The sequence below is a fragment of the Homoserinibacter sp. YIM 151385 genome (genome assembly GCF_027912415.1).
Lineage (GTDB): Bacteria > Actinomycetota > Actinomycetes > Actinomycetales > Microbacteriaceae > Schumannella.
Genome location: NZ_CP115175.1, coordinates 316,246 through 333,589, shown reverse-complemented (window position 1 = coordinate 333,589; position 17,344 = coordinate 316,246). Strand labels below are relative to the sequence as shown.

The 17,344-nt window shown below is 73.0% G+C and carries 13 protein-coding genes; 7 read left to right on the top strand and 6 right to left on the bottom strand.

Going from position 1 to position 17,344, the window contains the following annotated elements:
- Positions 1-8 precede the first annotated feature (8 nt).
- The 5 genes from OF852_RS01620 to OF852_RS01600 form a co-directional block, all read right to left on the bottom strand.
- Positions 9-5,966, bottom strand: coding sequence for an Ig-like domain-containing protein (locus OF852_RS01620; RefSeq protein WP_271120071.1), 5,958 nt, complete (start codon positions 5,964-5,966; stop codon positions 9-11).
- 4 nt (positions 5,967-5,970) lie between these two features.
- The gene (locus tag OF852_RS01615) at positions 5,971-7,404 is read right to left on the bottom strand and encodes a serine/threonine-protein kinase (protein WP_271120070.1); all 1,434 of its coding nucleotides are present in this window, start codon (positions 7,402-7,404) and stop codon (positions 5,971-5,973) included.
- A gap of 102 nt (positions 7,405-7,506) precedes the next feature.
- On the bottom strand, positions 7,507-8,304 hold the full coding sequence (locus tag OF852_RS01610; protein ID WP_271120069.1) for a PP2C family protein-serine/threonine phosphatase: 798 nt from the start codon (positions 8,302-8,304) through the stop codon (positions 7,507-7,509).
- Positions 8,301-8,933, bottom strand: coding sequence for an FHA domain-containing protein (locus tag OF852_RS01605; RefSeq protein ID WP_271120068.1), 633 nt, complete (start codon positions 8,931-8,933; stop codon positions 8,301-8,303). The genes OF852_RS01610 and OF852_RS01605 overlap by 4 nt, the downstream gene beginning before the upstream one ends.
- A 53-nt stretch (positions 8,934-8,986) precedes the next feature.
- Positions 8,987-10,423: an aminobutyraldehyde dehydrogenase gene (locus OF852_RS01600; protein ID WP_271120067.1), complete on the bottom strand. Its 1,437-nt coding sequence runs from the start codon at positions 10,421-10,423 to the stop codon at positions 8,987-8,989.
- 115 nt (positions 10,424-10,538) lie between these two features.
- On the opposite strand from OF852_RS01600, the gene OF852_RS01595 reads away from it, so the two are divergent.
- The 5 genes from OF852_RS01595 to OF852_RS01575 all read left to right on the top strand — a co-directional run bounded on the left by OF852_RS01595 (position 10,539) and on the right by OF852_RS01575 (position 15,049).
- Positions 10,539-11,006 (top strand): Lrp/AsnC family transcriptional regulator, encoded by a 468-nt coding sequence (locus tag OF852_RS01595; protein WP_271120066.1) that lies wholly within the window; start codon positions 10,539-10,541, stop codon positions 11,004-11,006.
- Positions 11,007-11,008: 2 nt separating this feature from the next.
- A complete protein-coding gene (locus OF852_RS01590; protein WP_271120065.1) occupies positions 11,009-12,427 on the top strand; it encodes an aspartate aminotransferase family protein in 1,419 nt (472 codons plus the stop codon).
- Positions 12,428-12,492: 65 nt separating this feature from the next.
- Complete coding sequence (locus tag OF852_RS01585; RefSeq protein ID WP_271120064.1) at positions 12,493-13,797, top strand: NAD(P)/FAD-dependent oxidoreductase; 1,305 nt, start codon at positions 12,493-12,495, stop codon at positions 13,795-13,797.
- A gap of 86 nt (positions 13,798-13,883) precedes the next feature.
- Positions 13,884-14,441, top strand: a complete 558-nt coding sequence (locus tag OF852_RS01580; RefSeq protein ID WP_271120063.1) for a YceI family protein — start codon at positions 13,884-13,886, stop codon at positions 14,439-14,441.
- Between the two features lie 74 nt (positions 14,442-14,515).
- Positions 14,516-15,049, top strand: a complete 534-nt coding sequence (locus tag OF852_RS01575; protein WP_271120062.1) for a TspO/MBR family protein — start codon at positions 14,516-14,518, stop codon at positions 15,047-15,049.
- A 9-nt stretch (positions 15,050-15,058) separates the two neighbouring features.
- On the opposite strand, the gene OF852_RS01570 is transcribed toward OF852_RS01575, so the two are convergent.
- Complete coding sequence (locus OF852_RS01570) at positions 15,059-16,024, bottom strand: aldo/keto reductase (RefSeq protein WP_271121091.1); 966 nt, start codon at positions 16,022-16,024, stop codon at positions 15,059-15,061.
- Between the two features lie 114 nt (positions 16,025-16,138).
- On the opposite strand from OF852_RS01570, the gene OF852_RS01565 reads away from it, so the two are divergent.
- Positions 16,139-16,747 (top strand): methylated-DNA--[protein]-cysteine S-methyltransferase, encoded by a 609-nt coding sequence (locus OF852_RS01565; protein WP_271120061.1) that lies wholly within the window; start codon positions 16,139-16,141, stop codon positions 16,745-16,747.
- Entirely contained in the window at positions 16,744-17,337 is a 594-nt protein-coding gene (locus OF852_RS01560; RefSeq protein ID WP_271120060.1) for a DNA-3-methyladenine glycosylase I, read from the top strand. Before OF852_RS01565 ends, OF852_RS01560 begins: the two co-directional genes overlap by 4 nt.
- Positions 17,338-17,344 lie beyond the last annotated feature (7 nt).

Sequence of the window (17,344 nt, the reverse complement as noted above, 5' to 3'; positions counted from 1 at the left end):
GAGAGGTCTCAGTCGTAGTCGTTCCAGCGGTACTCGCGCACGTAGCTGTCGCCGTTGGCCCGGATGGTGACGGTGAGGGCGGGGTAGCCGCCGAGCGCCCGCTCGCGCACGTCGCAGGTGCCGGGGCCGGAGGTCAGGGGCACCTGCGTGGTGCCGCCGTCGCAGGAGACGGTGACGGCCGTGTACGCGTTGTCGACGCGTCCGGCATCCCAGCGCCACTCCCCGCGGCCGCGGTCGACGACGCCGCCCGGGTCGGTGACGATGGCCGCGAGGCCGACGAGCTGGTCGTTGCGGACGGGGACGCCGAGCGCGAAGCTCTGCGACCAGTCGGTGCTGCAGAGCACGGTGTCGCCGTAGGCGGCGCAGGCCTTGACCTGCACGGCGACGTTCCGCCCGTAGTGCGTGCTGTCGGCGACGAGCCGCGAGCCGAGCTGACTGGGCCGCCCGGAGGAGCCCTGATCGACGCCCTCGCCGATGAGGCGATAGCGGAACAGGCTCCCGGCATCACCGCTGGGCGGCGCCGCCGTGTAGGAGTCGAGGGTGAAGTCCCAGGTCGACGCGCCGTTCGCGCTCGGCCCGCTCGTCGAGATCGAGGTGACGGTGCCGGGCGGGACGCGCGGGGTCACGGAGACGGGTGCGGTCGCCGTGCAGCCCTGTCCGTTGTAGGCGTAGACGAGCATCTGGTAGGTCTGGTTCGCGGTGAGGCCCGAGAAGGTCGCGCGGACCTCGCCCGCCCCCGTCCACTTCACGCGGCTGTCGGCGGGCGGCGGCGACACGACGGGGTCGCCGGAGTCGACGCCGCTGACGGTGCAGCCGGGGGCCGAGTCCGTGTAGGCGACCGCGTAGTAGTTGGTGATGGAGCGGCCGTTGCTGTCGAAGGCGCCCGCCCAGTCGAGCGTGACGGTCGTGGGGCTCTCGGGCTCGCTGGAAGCGGAGGGCCGGGTGGCGCCCGCGATGGGCGCGCCGGCGGGGCGCCCGGTCGAGCTCGCCTCGTTCCAGGTGGCGAGCGAGTTGGGGGCGCTGTTGCGGGCGCTGACGGCGTAGCTGGTCGCGCTCCCGTTCGTGATCGAGGGCGCCTGGATGTTGCGGCTGTAGGAGGTGCCCGCCGGGTCGGAGGGGTCGACGGAGACGTTCGAGGAGACGCCGCCGACGGTCACGACGTAGAAGGAGATGGGGCTCGCGGAGCCGGCTTCCGCGGGCTTGCGCCAGCTCACGCGCAGTCCCTGGTCGAGCGGCGTCGAGGAGAGCCCGGTGGGCGCCCCCGGGATGATGTCCGACCAGATGGCCCGGGTGTTCGCGACCGGGTCGGATGCGCCGATCGAGTTCACCGCGGCGACGCTGTACCGCACGGCGTGGCTCGGCCCGTTGCCGGGGGTCGCGATCGAGCACGATGCCGGCCCCGAGCAGGTGGTCGTCGAGAGCTGGGCCCCGGAGTCGGCGCCGGTCACGCGGATCCGGTACTCGGTGATCGGCGAGTTGTTCGCGGACCCCGGCTCCCACGTGACCTTGAGGCTGCGGTCGCCGAACTCGGTGGTGCGCACGCTCGCGACCGGGTCGGGTCGGTCCTGCACGGAGATGCGGACGCTCCCCCAGACGTCGCGCGAGGGATCCCGGGTGGCGTCGGAGACGCGGTACTGGAGGCTCGCGTCGGCCGGCGCGGCGTTCTGCGAGACCTGGACCCGCAGGATGGAGCCGTCGCCGCTCGTCGTGACGCGCACGCCGTCGGGGAGCGAGTCGCCGTCGGCGCCGCGGACCTCGACGACCTCGAGCGGCTGACCGGGGAACGGGTTCGTCGCCCGGTCGTTCGCGAGGACGTCGATCGTGGTCGTCTCGCCGCGCTTCGCGACCGCGACATCCGGCGCCGGGCTCGCGAGCGGACGCGTCGAGGCGACGACGGAGAGGTTGATGCGACCCGCCTGCCCCTCGGAGAGCGCGTCGCGGACCCCGAGGCTCATCGACGTGCTCGAGCCCTTCGGGGTCGAGGGGTCGGCCGTGAGCACGAGCCGCTGGCCGTTGAGCTGGTAGGTGAATCCCTCGGGCAGCGGCGCGAGGGGCGAGAACTCGAGCTCGTCGAGATCGTCCGGATAGGGGTAGTTCGTGAGCCGCAGCAGGTCGAGCTCGCGCGACTGGCCCGGCTCGAACTCGAGGGACGCGCCGAGGAACAGCGGCGGCTGGTTCTCGCGCGGGAGCACGTCGATCGGGAGCGAGAGCACGGCCGTGCGCCCCTCGGGATCGTCGGGGCCGGTCCCGTCGGTGACCTCGAACGCGATGCTCGCGGGCCCGAAGTACTGATCCGCCGAGGTGTAGCGGAGGGTGTCGCCGTCGACGACGAGGTCGTCGCCGTTCGCGTGCGTCGCGCGCACCGTCGCGGCATCGGTGATCTGCACGCCCTCGCTGCCGAGGGAGACGACGTAGTCGTCGAGGTCGATGACGAGCGGCTCCTCGCTGCGCACGCTGAGCTTGCCGACCTCGGGGCGCAGCTGCGGCAGCGCGTCCGCGGTGCCGGGCACGACGATGAAGGCGTAGGCGCGCAGCTGCTCGTCCTCCGGGTTGGAGACGAAGAACGGGATGATCTGCCGCTCCTCCTCGACCGAGACGCGGATGCGCTTGTCGGCCTGGACCTCGGGTCCGGCGCCGTAGCCGGGCAGGACGCCGACGTCGAGCTCGAGCGAGGACCCGTCGGCGAAGAAGACGTCCGCGAGGACGTCGACGTCGATCGAGGTCCGGTCGAGGACGTCCGCGACGGTGAGGACGGCATCCCGCGCGACGGGGCGGGCGAGCGGCGCGTCGGGGTCGACGATGACCGAGATGTAGGCCGAGCTCTGTCCGCCGAACTCGTTCGAGATCGTGTAGACGAGCCCGTAGCGGCCGGGCGCCTCGGGCGGGGTGATGTCGACGATCTCGTCGTCGATGATCTCGGCCGCGACGAGCTCGTCGTTGGGCTCCACGGCATCCACCCGCAGCGCTCCGCCGTCGGGGTCGGAGTCGTTCTGGAGCGCCTGCACGGAGACGGTCTTGCCGGGCCGCACCGTCACGACGTCGTCGACCGCGATCGGGTTGCGGCCGCCCGCGGCCCTCGGGCTGATGCCGATGCGCACCGTCCCGGTCGCCTCGAGCCCGAGCCCGTCGCGGACGCGGTAGGTGAAGGCGTCCGTTCCCGCCGAGTACGCGCCCGCCTCGTAGACGAGGTAGTCGGCGCCGACCTCGATGACGGAGCCCTTCTCCGGGCTCGAGTCCTGCCCGAGGAGCTGGACGGCATCGCCGTCCGGGTCGATCCCGGCGAGGGGCAGATCGACGAGGATCTGGCTGCCGGCGATCGCGCGCGCCGTCACGGTGCGGGGCAGCGGCGCGCTGTTGGTCGCGGCGTTGCGCTCGCGGACCGAGATCTGCACCGACGCCTCGGCGCGCTGCCCGTCCGTGCCCTCGATCGCGTAGACGGCCGTGTAGTTGCCGGCGGTCTCGGGCGCGAGGTAGCGGAGGCGGCTGCGGGAGGCGAACAGCAGCCCGCCGCCCTCGGGGACGTCCTCGACGAGCTCCGGCAGGAGGGTGATGTCGAAGCCGTCGGGCTGCTCGTCGTTGTCGAGGACGGGGATGTCGATGATGTCGCCGACGCGCGCGTTGATGCGGTCGTCCTCCGCGATGGGCGCCTGCTGCTGCACCGGCGGGGGGATCTGGACGACGGTGATGGTGCCGGCGGCGTCCGCGAGGCCGTTGCTCACGCGGTAGTCGAGCGTGTACGGCTCGTCCACCGGCCCGACGAGGGTGACCCGGACGCTCCGCTGCTCGACGAGCTCGGCGCGGATGCCGCTCTCCGCGGGCGGCTCCTGCAGCTCCGTCACGACGAGCACGCCGCCGGAGGGGTCGATGTCGGTCGCCGCGACGTCGACGAGCTCGTCGCCGAGCGTCGTGACGAAGACCGTCTTCGGCACGGTGATGGGGCGCGCGTTCGCGTCCGGGGGCGCGCTCACGTCGACGCGCACGATGCCCGTGACCGTCTGCTCGTCGTCGGTGACGACGTACTCCAGATAGTGCGTGCGCACCTGGTCGCTCGTGAACGCGAAGGTGCCGCGCTCGAAGCTCGGCTCGACCGAGACGCCGGTCGTCGCGGGCACGGCGTTGAGCCGGACCTCGCCGTTGCCGCCGCGCACGTGCTCGAGCGGGGCGATCTGCACCTCCTCGCCCGCGGAGGTCTGGACGGCGAAGGGCTCGGCGATGATCGGCACCTCGCCGGACTCGCGGATCGTGACGGCGAGGCCGCCCGTCCCGGTGGCGGTCCCGTCGGAGACCGCGAGCACGACATCCCGGAGCCGGCTGCCGTCGTCGCCGTCCGTGTAGACGACCTCCCCGCCGGGCTTCGAGGTCGCCGCTCCGCCCTCGGAGCTCGTCGCCGAGGCGAGGTACATGGCGTCGCCGTCGGGGTCGACCCAGTCGCCGAGGACCTGCGTCGCGACCCGGTCGCCCGCGCGGACGGTCGTCTTCGTCGTGCGCACCTGCTCGGGCGGCGAGTTCTCCTCGGCGGCGCGCACCTCGACGGTCACGGTCGCCGTGGAGCTCCCCCCGCGGCCGTCGCTGATCCGGTAGTCGAACTCGACCTTCCCGGTCGCGGCCTCCTCGAGGGCGATCTGGAGCTGCTGGCGCTGGTTGACGATGTCGATGCGGCCGGTGCGCTCGTCGAGCTCGGTGACCTCCTCGATCACGAGGACGTCGCCGTTGGGGTCGTAGTCGTTGAGCAGCACCGGCAGGATGCTGGCCTTGCCGGGCCGTGCGCCGAACTCGTCGTCGACCGCGACGGGCGGCTGCTGGCGCTCCTCGAGGTCGGGCGGCGTGTCCTCGTCGTCCTCCTCGGCGTCCTGCTCGTCCTGGCGCTCCTCGATGAGCTCGTCCCAGTTGTCGATGAGCTGACCCGACTCCTGCACCGCCCAGGCGGCGCCCTGGCGGCGGTCGGAGAGGAGGACGTGACCGTGGCGGCTCTGGAAGTCGAGGAGGGCGCCCGGGGGCATGCCGGACAGCGACAGCTCGGTCTCGGCTCCGCCGCACCGGCGCCAGGCGGTGCCGTCGCTCCAGCCCGCGTACTCGCAGCCGCCGATGCGCACGGGCGCCGCGGCCGAGCCGGAGCGGCCGACGGCGAGCGGTCCCGGCTCCGCGCCGTCGAGCGGGACGCTCACGAGCCCCTCGCCGTGGGCGACGAGGACCCGGCCGCCGTCGGCGGAGGGCTCCTGGAGCTGCGGCTCGCCCGCCGCCGGGATCAGGCCGGTGAGGTCGGCGACGCCGGACTCGGTCGCGATCTGCCGGGTCGTGCGATCGAGGACCGCCCAGCGCCCGCCCGCCGCGGTGATCCGCACGTCGTCGGACGGGTCCGGCAGCTCCGCCGCCCAGCTCGTGTCGGCCTCGGAGGCCGCCGCCGTGTCGACCCGGTAGACGCGGGCGGCCTCGGCGGAGTACGCCCAGAGGATGCCGGCGCCGTCGAGCGCGAAGTCGGCGCCCGCGCCGTACGCCAGGGTGGGCTCGGCGAGCGGGTCGAAGCCCTGGAGGTCGCCGCGTCCGAGGATCCAGGCCTCGCCGGTGCCGCGCGCCGCGATCACCACGATGTCGCCCGCGAGCATCACCTCGGGCTGCTCCGGCGGGAGGGCGATGGTGTCGAGCACCTCCGAGGTCGCGGTGTCGATCGTGTCGAGGGAGGCGTTCGAGCCGTCCACGAGGAGCACGCCCTGCGCATCCTGGACGACGCGCATGTCCTGCCCCTCGCCCTGCACGACGGTGTTGAGCTCGTGGAGCTCGACGTTCGCGCGGCCGATGACCTGCCGCGTGCCGTTCGCGACCCAGACGGCGCCGTCGTCGAGGTCCATCCGCTGCGCCGTGTAGCCGGTGGAGACGATCGCGACGGTCGCGACGACGGCCGCGATGACGGTCCCGCTCACGGCGGTCGCGACGACGCCGCGGTGGGCGGCGATCCAGCGGCCGATCACGCGATCACCCGCCGTCCTGGACGTCGAGGCACTTCTCGGCGCTCGGCTCGCCCGAGGTGCCGTCGCGGTTCACCGACACGGTGAGGCAGACGAGCTCGCCGGGCACGGCGGCGACGCGGAAGCTGGGGCTCCCCTGGATGCTCGACTCGCCGTCGCGCACCTGCACGCGGTACAGGTCGCCGTCGGCGATCCCCGGGTCGTCCCAGCTGAACTCGACGGCGCCGTCCTGCTCGACGGCGGAGATCTCGGCGACGCGCGGGATGTCGCCCCCGCCCGCGGCGCGCACGAGCACGGCGATGGCGGCCGCGCCGAGGCCCAGCACGAGCACCGCGCTCACGATGAGCACCCAGATCAGCACCTGCGGTCCGGCGGGCGGCGCGCCGGTGCGGCTGCGGGAGAGCCGCGGCGGCAGGCTCGGATCGCGGAGCACCGTGCCGACGGCCTCGTGGGTCTCCCGCCCGAGCGCCTGCCGACGGCGGCGGCGGCGGCTCGCGGCGGCGGCCCCGGTCGGGACGGCGCGGACCTTCGTGCGCTCCTCGAGGTCGCCGACCGTCTGGAGCGCCCAGTCGTCCATCGCGACCTCGATGGGGGTCTGCGCGACGCCGAGCTCGGATTCGATGAGCTGCAGCTCGCGCACGAGCTCGATCGCGCTCTGCGGTCGCTGCTCGGGGCGACGGGACATGGCGCGGCGGAGCAGCTGCTCGAGGCTCGCGGGCACGTCGGGGCGCGCGATCGCCTGCGGCTTCGCCCGCCCGATGCGGCCGATCAGCTCGGCAGAGGTGTTCGAGCCGCCGGCGACCTCGAAGGGCGACCGGCCCGCGAGGAGCGAGTAGACGGTCGCGGCGAGCGACCACACCTCGCTCGTGACGGAGCCGGGGGTCTCGTCGAGCAGGACCTCGGGCGCCGACCACGGCACCGAGAGCCCGACGGCCTCCTCGTCGCGTGCCGAGCTCAGCGTCGAGGCGATGCCGAAGTCGGAGAGCACGGGATGCCCGTAGGCGGTGAGCAGGATGTTCGAGGGCTTGATGTCGCGGTGGAGCACGCCCGCACGGTGGGCCGTCTCGACCGCCGAGCCGATGCGGACGGCGATGCGGAGCACCTCCGGCACGGGGATCCGCTCGCGACGGTAGCGCTCGCTCAGCGCGGCGGAGCAGAGCTCCATGACGAGGTAGGGGCGGCCGTCGGCGGAGACCCCCGCCTGGTAGACGGTGAGGATCGAGGGGTGTGCGCTCACCTGCGCCATGAGGTTCGCCTCGGCCTGGAACATCTGGCGCACCTGGTCGTTGACGACCTCGTTGAGCATGACCTTGACGGCGACCTGGCGGCGCGGCATGTTCTGCTCGTAGAGGAAGACGTCGGCGAAGCCGCCCGAGCCCAGGATGTGCACGAAGCTGAACCCGGGCAGGACGGGAGGCTGCGACGGCAGACGGCGCGCCATGTTCGACCCCCTTCCAGGCACAGGTGGCTCGATTGTAGGCAGGCTCCGGGCCGCCGAAGCGCACCTCACCCCCGAACGGGGGGCGTGTGTCGTGCGCCCGGTTCAGGGGGCGTGCACGATGTCGACGACGAGCACCGTGACGTTGTCGCGACCGCCCGCCGCGAGGGCCGCGTCGACGAGCGCGGCGGCCGTGGATGCGGGCGCCAGCCCCGCCGCGAGGTGGAGCCGGATGCGCTCGGCGCCGACCTCGCGGGTGAGGCCGTCGCTGCAGAGGAGGAGCCGCATCCCCGTCTCGAGCGCGAGGCGGATGCGGTCCGGCGCGGGCGGCTCGTGGAAGCCGAGCGCCCGCGTGATGACGTTCGCCTCGGGGTGGTCCTCGGCGAGCGCGGGATCGAGGAGGCCGGCGTCGACGAGCTCCTGGACGACGCTGTGGTCGACGGTCGCCTGACGGAGCTCGTTCCGGGCGAAGCGGTAGACGCGGCTGTCGCCGATGTTGAGCAGCTCGCCGACCGGGGCGCCGTCCTCGTCGAGGGCGAGCACGAGCGCGGCGACGGTGGTCCCGGCGCCGAGCGGCAGCTCGGCGCCGAGCGCGTCGATGTCGGCGGCGGCGCGGTCGAGGGCGGCGAGCGCGGTCTCGACGGCCGGCTCCCCCGCGAGCTCCGGGCCCGAGGCGTCCGCCGCCTCGGCGAGGCGCGTGACGACCGCGTGGCTGGCGCGATCCCCTGCGGCGTGGCCGCCCATCCCGTCGGCGACCGCGAAGAGCGGCGGCTGCGCGAGCGCGCTGTCCTCGTTCGCCTCCCGCCGGAGGCCGATGTCGGTCGCGACCCCCCAGGCGAGCTCGAGGTCGCCCCGCGGGCCGCTGAGGACCGCGGTGCCGGTGCGCGCGCCGAGGACGGTCATGCCTCTCCCGGCGCGATCAGCTCGAGCACGGCGCCCTCGCCGAGCTCGAGGCTCGCGGGCGGCTGCACGACGACGGTCTCGCCCTGCACGAGGCGGGTGCCCTCGGCTCGACGCAGCAGGGTGCCGTTGGTCGAGCGGAGATCGGTCACGAGGATGCCGGTGCCGGCCGGCCGCAGCTCGAGGTGCGTCGAGGAGATCTCGCCGTTCGGCGAGGGCACGCGGAGGAGCCGATGGCCGCCGGGGACGGGGATGCGCGGCGCGGCGGGCCTGCGTCCGACCAGGATGACGCGGTCGATCGCGACGAGGTGGTGGCCGACGCGCACGTGCGCCGCCCCGGCGGCCCCGGTCCGCGGCTCGGGCTCGGGCTCGGCGGCCGGTGCGGGCGCGGGCTCGGCCACGGCCGCCGGAGCGAGCTCGGCCGGCACGACGACCGGCGGCTCGGGTCGCGGCCCCGGCTCGACGAGTTCCGGGAGTCCGGAGGCGGCGGACTCGGGCGGCTCCGGGACCGAGGGCGCGCGGTGCCGCGCGCGCGGGACCGTCTCGTCCTCGATCGCGTCCGCATCCGGCTCGACCGGCACGGCAGCCGCGGCACGCGGCCGCAGCACGGTGTCGTCGAGCTCCGGGTCCATCGTCCTATTCTTCCCCCGCGGGGGCCGCGGCGCGCGACCCGGCGTCGGCGGGCCTACTCGCCGATGTAGGACATGACGTGCTTGATGCGCGTGTAGTCCTCGAAGCCGTAGACCGAGAGATCCTTGCCGTAGCCGGAGTGCTTGAAGCCGCCGTGCGGCATCTCGGCGACGAGCGGGATGTGGGTGTTGATCCACACGCAGCCGAAGTCGAGGCGCTTCGCGGCGCGCATCGCGCGGCCGTGGTCGCGCGTCCAGACGCTCGAGGAGAGTCCGTAGCGCACGCCGTTCGCCCAGCCGAGCGCCTGGCCCTCGTCCGCGAAGGACTGCACGGTGATGACGGGACCGAAGATCTCGTTCTGGATCGCGTCGTCGTCCTGGCGGAGGTTCGCGACGACCGTCGGGTCGATGTAGTAGCCCTTGCCGTCGTGGACGGTCCCGCCGACGCGGACCTCCGCGTGCGAGGGCAGCGCGTCGAGCACGCCGCGCACGCGCGCGAACTGGTCCGCGTTGTTGAGGGGCCCGAAGAAGGTGTCCTCGGCGCGCGGGGCGCCCGTCTTCACGTTCGCCTGGACGTAGGCGGCCATCTGCTCGACGAAGGCGTCGTGCACCTTCTCGTGCACGAGCACTCGCGTCGCCGCGGTGCAGTCCTGGCCGGCGTTGAAGTAGCCCGCGATCGCGATGCCCTCGACCGCCTTCTCGAGGTCCGCGTCGTCGTAGACGATGACGGGGGCCTTGCCGCCGAGCTCGAGGTGCACCCGCTTGAGGTCGCCCGCGGCGGCCTTCGCGACCTCCATGCCGGCGCGCACCGAGCCCGTGATGGAGACCATCTGCGGGATCGGGTGCTCGATCATCGCGGCGCCCGTCGTCCGATCGCCGGTCACGACGTTGAGCGTGCCCGTCGGCGTGTGCTCGGCGACGATCTCGGCGAGGAGCAGCGTCGACTGCGGCGTCGTGTCGGAGGGCTTCAGCACGCTCGTGTTGCCCGCGGCGAGCGCCGGCGCGAACTTCCACACCGCCATGTTGAGCGGGTAGTTCCAGGGGGTGACCTGGCCGACGACGCCGATCGGCTCGCGGCGGATGACGCTCGTGTGGTCGGCCATGTACTCCCCGGCGCTCAGCCCGTCGAGGTGACGCGCGGCGGTCGCGAAGAAGCGGATCTGGTCGACCGAGAGCATGATCTCGTCCTCGACGAGGCTCGCGCGGGGCTTGCCCGCGTCCTGCGACTCGAGGTCGGCGAACTCCTCGGCGCGGCGCTCCATCTCGTCCGCGATGCGGAAGAGGGCGAGGGATCGCTCCCCCGGCGTCGTGTCGCCCCAGCTCTCGAAGGCGGTCGCGGCGGCCGAGAAGGCGGCGTCGACATCCGCCGCGCCCGAGACGGGCGAGGTCGCGTAGACGGACTCGTCGGCGGGGTCGACGACGTCGAAGCCGGCATCGGCCTTCGCGTCCACGTACTCGCCGTTGATGAAGTTGCGCAGTTCACGGGCAGCCATGCCCCCACCATAACCGCCGCGCCCTCCCGGCGACACTGCGGATTCCGTCCGTCGAGATCCCGATTTCCTGCGGATCCGCTTGTACGCATCGCTCTCGACTGACAGAATCGAAGCCATGTCCGCTCGCCCCAGGCCCATCGTGCTCGACGACGTCTCGAAGGCGATCGTCGAGCAGCTGCAGGAGGACGGCCGCCGCTCCTACGCCGAGATCGGGAAGGCGGTGGGGCTCAGCGAGGCCGCCGTGCGCCAGCGCGTGCAGAAGCTCACGGATGCGGGCGTCATGCAGGTCGTGGCCGTCACCGACCCGATGCAGCTCGGCTTCTTCCGCCAGGCCATGATCGGCATCCGCGTCTCCGGCGACACGACGCGGGTCGCGCAGGCGCTCGGCGAGCTGCCGAGCGTCGACTACGTCGTCCTCACGGCGGGCAGCTTCGACCTCCTCGTCGAGGTCGTCTGCGAGAACGACGACGACCTCATCGAGCTCCTCAACCGCCGCATCCGCGCGATCGACGGCGTGCAGTCGACCGAGACCTTCGTGTACCTGAGGCTCCACAAGCAGTTCTACAACTGGGGAACGAGATAGCCATGACCACCACCGTCCAGCCCGTCGAGTCCGTCGACGACGCCGACCTGCAGCAGAAGGCGAAGGACCATCTCTGGATGCACTTCGCGCGCCAGTCCGTCATGGAGGACGGCCACGGCGTCCCCGTGATCGTGAAGGGCGACGGCCACCACATCTGGGACGCCCAGGGCCGGCGCTACCTCGACGGCCTCTCGGGCCTGTTCGTCGTGAACGCCGGCCACGGCCGCACGCGCCTCGCCGAGACGGCCGCGCGGCAGGCCGAGGAGCTCGCCTTCTTCCCGCTGTGGTCCTATGCGCACCCGGCCGCGATCGAGCTCGCCGACAAGCTCGCCGACTACGCGCCCGGCGACCTGAACCGCGTCTTCTTCTCGACGGGCGGCGGCGAGGCGGTCGAGACCGCGTTCAAGCTCGCGAAGTACTACTGGAAGCTCCAGGGCCAGCCGACCAAGCACAAGGTCATCTCGCGCGCCGTCGCGTACCACGGCACGCCGCAGGGCGCGCTCGCGATCACCGGCATCCCGGCCATGAAGGCCATGTTCGAGCCGATCACGCCCGGCGGCTTCCGCGTGCCGAACACGAACGCGTACCGCGCGGAGGAGATGGGCTTCGTCGGCGACGCGCAGGGCGCCGACGCCGAGGCCTTCGGCCTGTGGGCCGCGAACCGCATCGAGGAGATGATCCTCTTCGAGGGCGCCGACACGGTCGCCGCGGTCTTCCTCGAGCCGGTGCAGAACTCGGGCGGCTGCTTCCCGCCGCCGCCCGGCTACTTCCAGCGGGTGCGCGAGATCTGCGACCAGTACGACGTCCTGCTCGTCTCGGACGAGGTCATCTGCGCCTTCGGCCGGATCGGCCACATGTTCGCCTGCGACGCCTACGGCTACGTGCCCGACATGATCACCTGCGCGAAGGGCATGACGAGCGGCTACTCGCCGATCGGCGCGACCATCGTGAGCGACCGCATCTACGAGCCCTTCAAGCACGGGCAGACCTCCTTCTACCACGGCTACACCTTCGGCGGGCACCCCGTCTCGGCGGCCGTCGCGCTCGAGAACCTGCGCATCTTCGAGGAGGAGGGGCTCAACGAGCGCGTCCGCGAGAACTCGCCCGTCTTCCGGGCGACGCTCGAGAAGCTGCTCGACCTCCCGATCGTCGGCGACGTCCGCGGCGACGGCTACTTCTTCGGCATCGAGCTCGTGAAGGACAAGGCGACGAAGGCGACCTTCGACGACGACGAGTCGGAGCGCCTGCTCCGCGGCTTCCTCTCGAAGGCGCTCTACGAGGCCGGCCTCTACTGCCGCGCCGACGACCGCGGCGACCCCGTCATCCAGCTCGCCCCGCCGCTCACGATCGGCCCGGCCGAGTTCGACGAGATCGAGGCGATCCTGCGCAAGGTCCTGACGGAGGCGTGGGAGCGGCTCTGAACCCGGCAGCCGAGAGCCCGTATGGCGGGCTGTCGTTCTGGCACGACTCGCTCGAGGGGCCGCTCGTGCCGCGCGCGCCCCTCGACGGGGATGCGGAGGCGGATGTCGCGATCGTCGGCGGCGGGCTCACCGGCCTGTGGACGGCGTGGTATCTGCTCGAGCGCGACCCCGCGCTGCGCATCGTCGTGCTCGAGCGGGAGATCGCCGGCTTCGGCGCCTCGGGCCGCAACGGCGGCTGGGCGAGCGCCCTGTTCCCCCGATCGACGGCGTCGCTCGAGCGCGCGCACGGCCGTGAGGCGGCGCTCGCGATGCGGCGGGCGATGGTCGCGACCGTCGACGAGGTGGGCCGCGCGTCGACCGCCGCCGGCATCGACTGCGACTTCGCGAAGGGCGGCACGGTCGTCTACGCCCGGGACGGCGTGCAGCTCCGCGCGGCCCGGGCGGAGGTCGAGGAGGCGGCCGGCTTCGGCGTCGACGCGCTCGAGCTCTGGGGCGCGGAGCGCGTGCACGCGGCGGGCGCCCTCGGTGCGGTCTTCGATCCCGCCTGCGCGCGCCTGCATCCCGCGAAGCTCGTCCGCGGCCTGGCTCGCGCACTCGAGTCGCGCGGCGTGCGGATCGCGGAGCGGACGAGGGTGCGGGACTGGTCGCCCGGCCTCGTCGAGACGGACCGCGGCCGGGTGCGCGCCGAGTCGATCGTCATCGCGCTCGAGGGCTACGGCGCGGCGCTCCCCCGGCTGCACCGCCGCATCCTGCCGCTCTACTCGCTCATGATCGCGACGGAGCCCCTCGCGCCCGAGGTCTGGGATGAGATCGGGCTCCGGCACGGGCAGACCTTCTCCGACTTCCGGCACCTGCTCATCTACGGTCAGCGCACGGCCGACGACCGGCTCGCCTTCGGCGGGCGCGGCGCCCGCTACCACTGGGGCAGCGACATCCGCCCCGACTACGACCGGGTCCCCCGCGTCTTCGAGCGTCTCCGGCGGACGCTCGGCGAGCTGTTCCCGGCGATCGGGGATGCCGCGGTCACCCACCGCTGGGGCGGGCCGCTCGGCGTGGCCCGGGACTGGCACGCGCACGCGAGCTGGGATGCCGTCACCAGGATCGCGAGCGCCGGGGGCTACGTGGGCGACGGCCTGAGCACCACCAATCTCGCGGGCCGCACGCTCGCGGATCTCATGACGGGCACGGACTCGGAGCTCGTCCGCCTCCCGTGGGTCGGGCACCGCTCGCCCTCCTGGGAGCCGGAGCCGCTGCGCTTCCTCGGCGCGAACGCGGGGCTCCTCGCGATGCGGGCCGCGGATGCGGAGGAGCGCGCGACCGGCCGGCCCTCGCTCGCCGCGAGAGTCATGGGCCCGCTCACGGGGCACTGAGTCGAGCGGCGCGGCTCCCCGAGTTTTTTCGTGACACGTCACCGGAATCGGGAATGAATGCCTCATCCATGCGATTGCATGGAGGCATGACCACTCTCACCGCACGCCCCGACTTCGTCGCCGGCACCTGGAAGCTCGACCCCTCGCACTCCGAGGTCGCCTTCGCCGTCCGCCACCTCGCCATCTCCAAGGTCCGCGGGACCTTCGAGACCTTCGACGTCACGATCGTCACCGCCGAGGACCCGGCGGACACGAGCATCGAGGCCGTCATCGACGTCGCGAGCGTCAACACCAAGAACGCCGACCGCGACGGCCACCTCCGCACCGGCGACTTCTTCCTCGCCGAGGAGCACCCGCAGATGACCTTCGTCTCGAAGGGCGCGCCCGTCGTCGACGGCGACGACTTCGAGATCTCCGGCGAGCTCACCCTCCGCGGCGTCACGAAGCCCGTCACGCTCAAGGGCGAGATCGGCGGCGTCACGACCGACCCCTGGGGAGGCACCCGCGCCGGTGCGACCGCGACGGCGAAGATCAACCGCCACGACTTCGGCGTCAGCTGGAACACCGCCCTCGAGACCGGCGGCTTCATGCTCGGCGACGACGTGACCATCTCGCTCGACCTCCAGGTCGTCCTCGAGAAGTAGCACGCGACCCGCTCGACCTCGACGCGGCCTGGGAGGCTCCTCCCGGGCCGCGTCCCCGTCTCTACCGTGGAGTCATGACCGCCATCGCCGGCCCCCGCCCCGCGCACCCGGGTCCCCTGCGATCCGCACTGGTGCTCCTCGCCTTCCTCGCGATCTCCTTCGCCGTCGCGGCGCTCGGCGGCACCGCCACCGCCGGCAACGTGGAGGGCTGGTACGCGGATGCCGACAAGGCCTTCTGGACGCCCCCGAACGCGGTCTTCGGTCCCGTCTGGACGGTGCTCTACACCGTCATGTCGGTGAGCGCCTGGCTCGTCTGGCGCGAGCGGTCGCGCGAGCCGCGCCTCGTCCGCCGCGCCCTCGCGGCCTACGTCGCGCAGCTCGTGCTCAACGCGATCTGGACGCCCGTCTTCTTCGGGCTCTACCCGCTCCTCGGCTCCGCCGCGCTGTGGGCCGCGCTCGGCATCATCCTGCTGCTGGATGCCGCGATCCTCGTGACCATGCTCCGCTTCTGGGAGGTCCGCCGGGTGTCGGCCGTCATCCTCATCCCGTACTGGGCATGGGCGCTCTACGCGACGACCCTGACCTGGGCGCTCGCGGCCATGAACTGAGCGGCGGCGTCAGTCGGCCGGGGCCGGGAACCAGCCGTCGATGAGCGCGAGCGCCTCCTCGTCCGGCTCCCACGCGGTCGTCGCGGCGGCGTTCTGCGCGACCTGCTCGGGACGCGTCGCGCCCGCGATGACGCTGGAGAGGGCCGGTCGCGCGAGCAGCCAGCCGATCGTCGCCTCGAGCATCGTGATGCCGCGCTCGCGGCAGAAGGCCTCGAAGGCCTCGATCGCATCCCAGGGCGCCTCCTCCGCGAGGTGCGGGCGCTGCCGGGCGATGCGGGTGTCGGCCGGGCGCTCGGTGCGCGTGAACTTGCCGGTGAACAGGCCGTTGTAGAGCGGGAAGTACGGGAGGAACCCGACGCCGAGCTCCTCGGCCGCCGGCAGCAGCTCGCGCTCCGCGCCCCGCCGGAGGAGGCTGTACTCGTTCTGCGCGCTGACGAAGTGCTCGGTGCCGAGCAGGTCGGCGAGCACGTCGGCCTGCGCGAGCTGCCAGGCCGCGAGGTTCGAGTGCCCGATGTAGAGGATCTTGCCCTCCTTCACGAGCTCGTCGAGCGCCGTCATGGTCTCCTCGATCGGCGTCGCGGGGTCGGGCGTGTGCAGCTGGTAGAGGTCGATGCGGTCGGTGCCGAGCCGCTGGAGCGAGCCCTCGACCGCGAGCCGGATGTAGCGGCGCGAGCCTCGGGCGCCCCAGCTCGGCAGCGGGCTCGGGATGTCGGCGTGGCCGAACTTCGTGGCGATGACGACCTCGTCGCGGCGCGAGCCGAGCGCCGCGCCGAGCCGGCGCTCGCTGAGCCCGTACTCGGCGCCGTAGACGTCGGCGGTGTCGAAGAGCGTGATGCCGGCGTCGATCGCGGCGCCGACGACGGCGTCCGTGCCGGCCTGCTCCTCGCTCGCGGTGCCGGTGCGGCCGAGGTTGTTGCAGCCGAGGCCGACGGCCGAGACGCGGAGGCCGGATCGGCCGAGGGTGCGGTACTCCATGCTCATGCTCGAGAGCCTAGGGGGCCCTCCTCCACAGGGACCGGACGCGGCGCCCGTCCACGGATGCCGGAGCGGCCCGGCGCGATGTCGGAGGACGGGGCTACAGTCGCACGCATGAAGAGCCCCGAGACCGCCCCCGCGTCCATCCGCCGCCTCGACAGCCCCATCGGCCGCATCGAGCTCGGCGGCGACGGCGTCTCCGTCGTCTCGCTCTCGATCGAGCGCGACGGCCGCCTCCCCCACGACGGCCTGCCGGAGCAGAGCGACGACGTCCTCGACCGCGCCGCGGCGCAGCTGGCCGAGTACTTCGCGGGCGACCGCCGCGACTTCGACGTGCCCGTCGACCTCCGCGGCACCGCATTCCAGCTGTCGGTGTGGGAGCAGCTCGTGGAGCTCGAGTGGGGCGAGGTCGTCTCCTACGGCGAGATCGGTCGGGCGACGGGCCGCGAGACGGCCGGCCGCGCGGTGGGCGGCGCCGTCGGGGCGAACCCCGTGCCGATCATCGTCCCCTGCCACCGCGTGCTCGCGGGCGACGGCCGGATCACCGGCTACAGCGGCGGCGAGGGCATCGCCACGAAGTCGTGGCTGCTCGCACACGAGGGGATCGCGCACTCGGTGCCGGCGGCGGCCGTGCAGACGGCGCTCGAGGGCCTCGACGAGACCGCGGACGCCGAGCGCGACATGCATTCGCAGAGCCCCGCCGCGCAGACCTCCGCCGCGTGACGGGCCGAGCCGCCGTCCTGCTGGGGCAGGACGGCGTCAGCCGCTGCTCCTGGGCGGGCGAGGACCCCGAGTATCAGCGCTACCACGATGAGGAGTGGGGGCGTCCGCTCCACGGCGACCGGCCCCTCTACGAGAAGCTCACGCTCGAGGGATTCCAGGCGGGGCTCTCCTGGATCACGATCCTGCGCCGCCGGCCGACCTTTCGCACGGCGTTCCACGACTTCGACTTCGAGCGGATCGCCGAGTACGACGAGGCCGACGTCGAGCGGCTCATGGCCGACCCCGGCATCATCCGGAACCGCGCCAAGGTCCTCGCGGCCATCTCGAACGCGCGGGTGACGCGCGAGCTCGTCCGCTCCGAGCCGGGGGCGCTCGACCGCCTCCTCTGGGGCTTCGCACCGGCGGCCCGCGGCCGTGTTCTCACGAGCTGGTCCGAGGTGCCGGCCGAGACGCCCGAGTCGAAAACCGCGAGCCGCGAGCTCAAGCGCCTCGGCTACCGCTTCGTCGGACCGACGACGGTCTACGCCCTCATGCAGTCCTCGGGCATGGTCGACGACCACCTCGCGGGCTGCTGGCGTGCGGAGGCCTAGCTCGAAA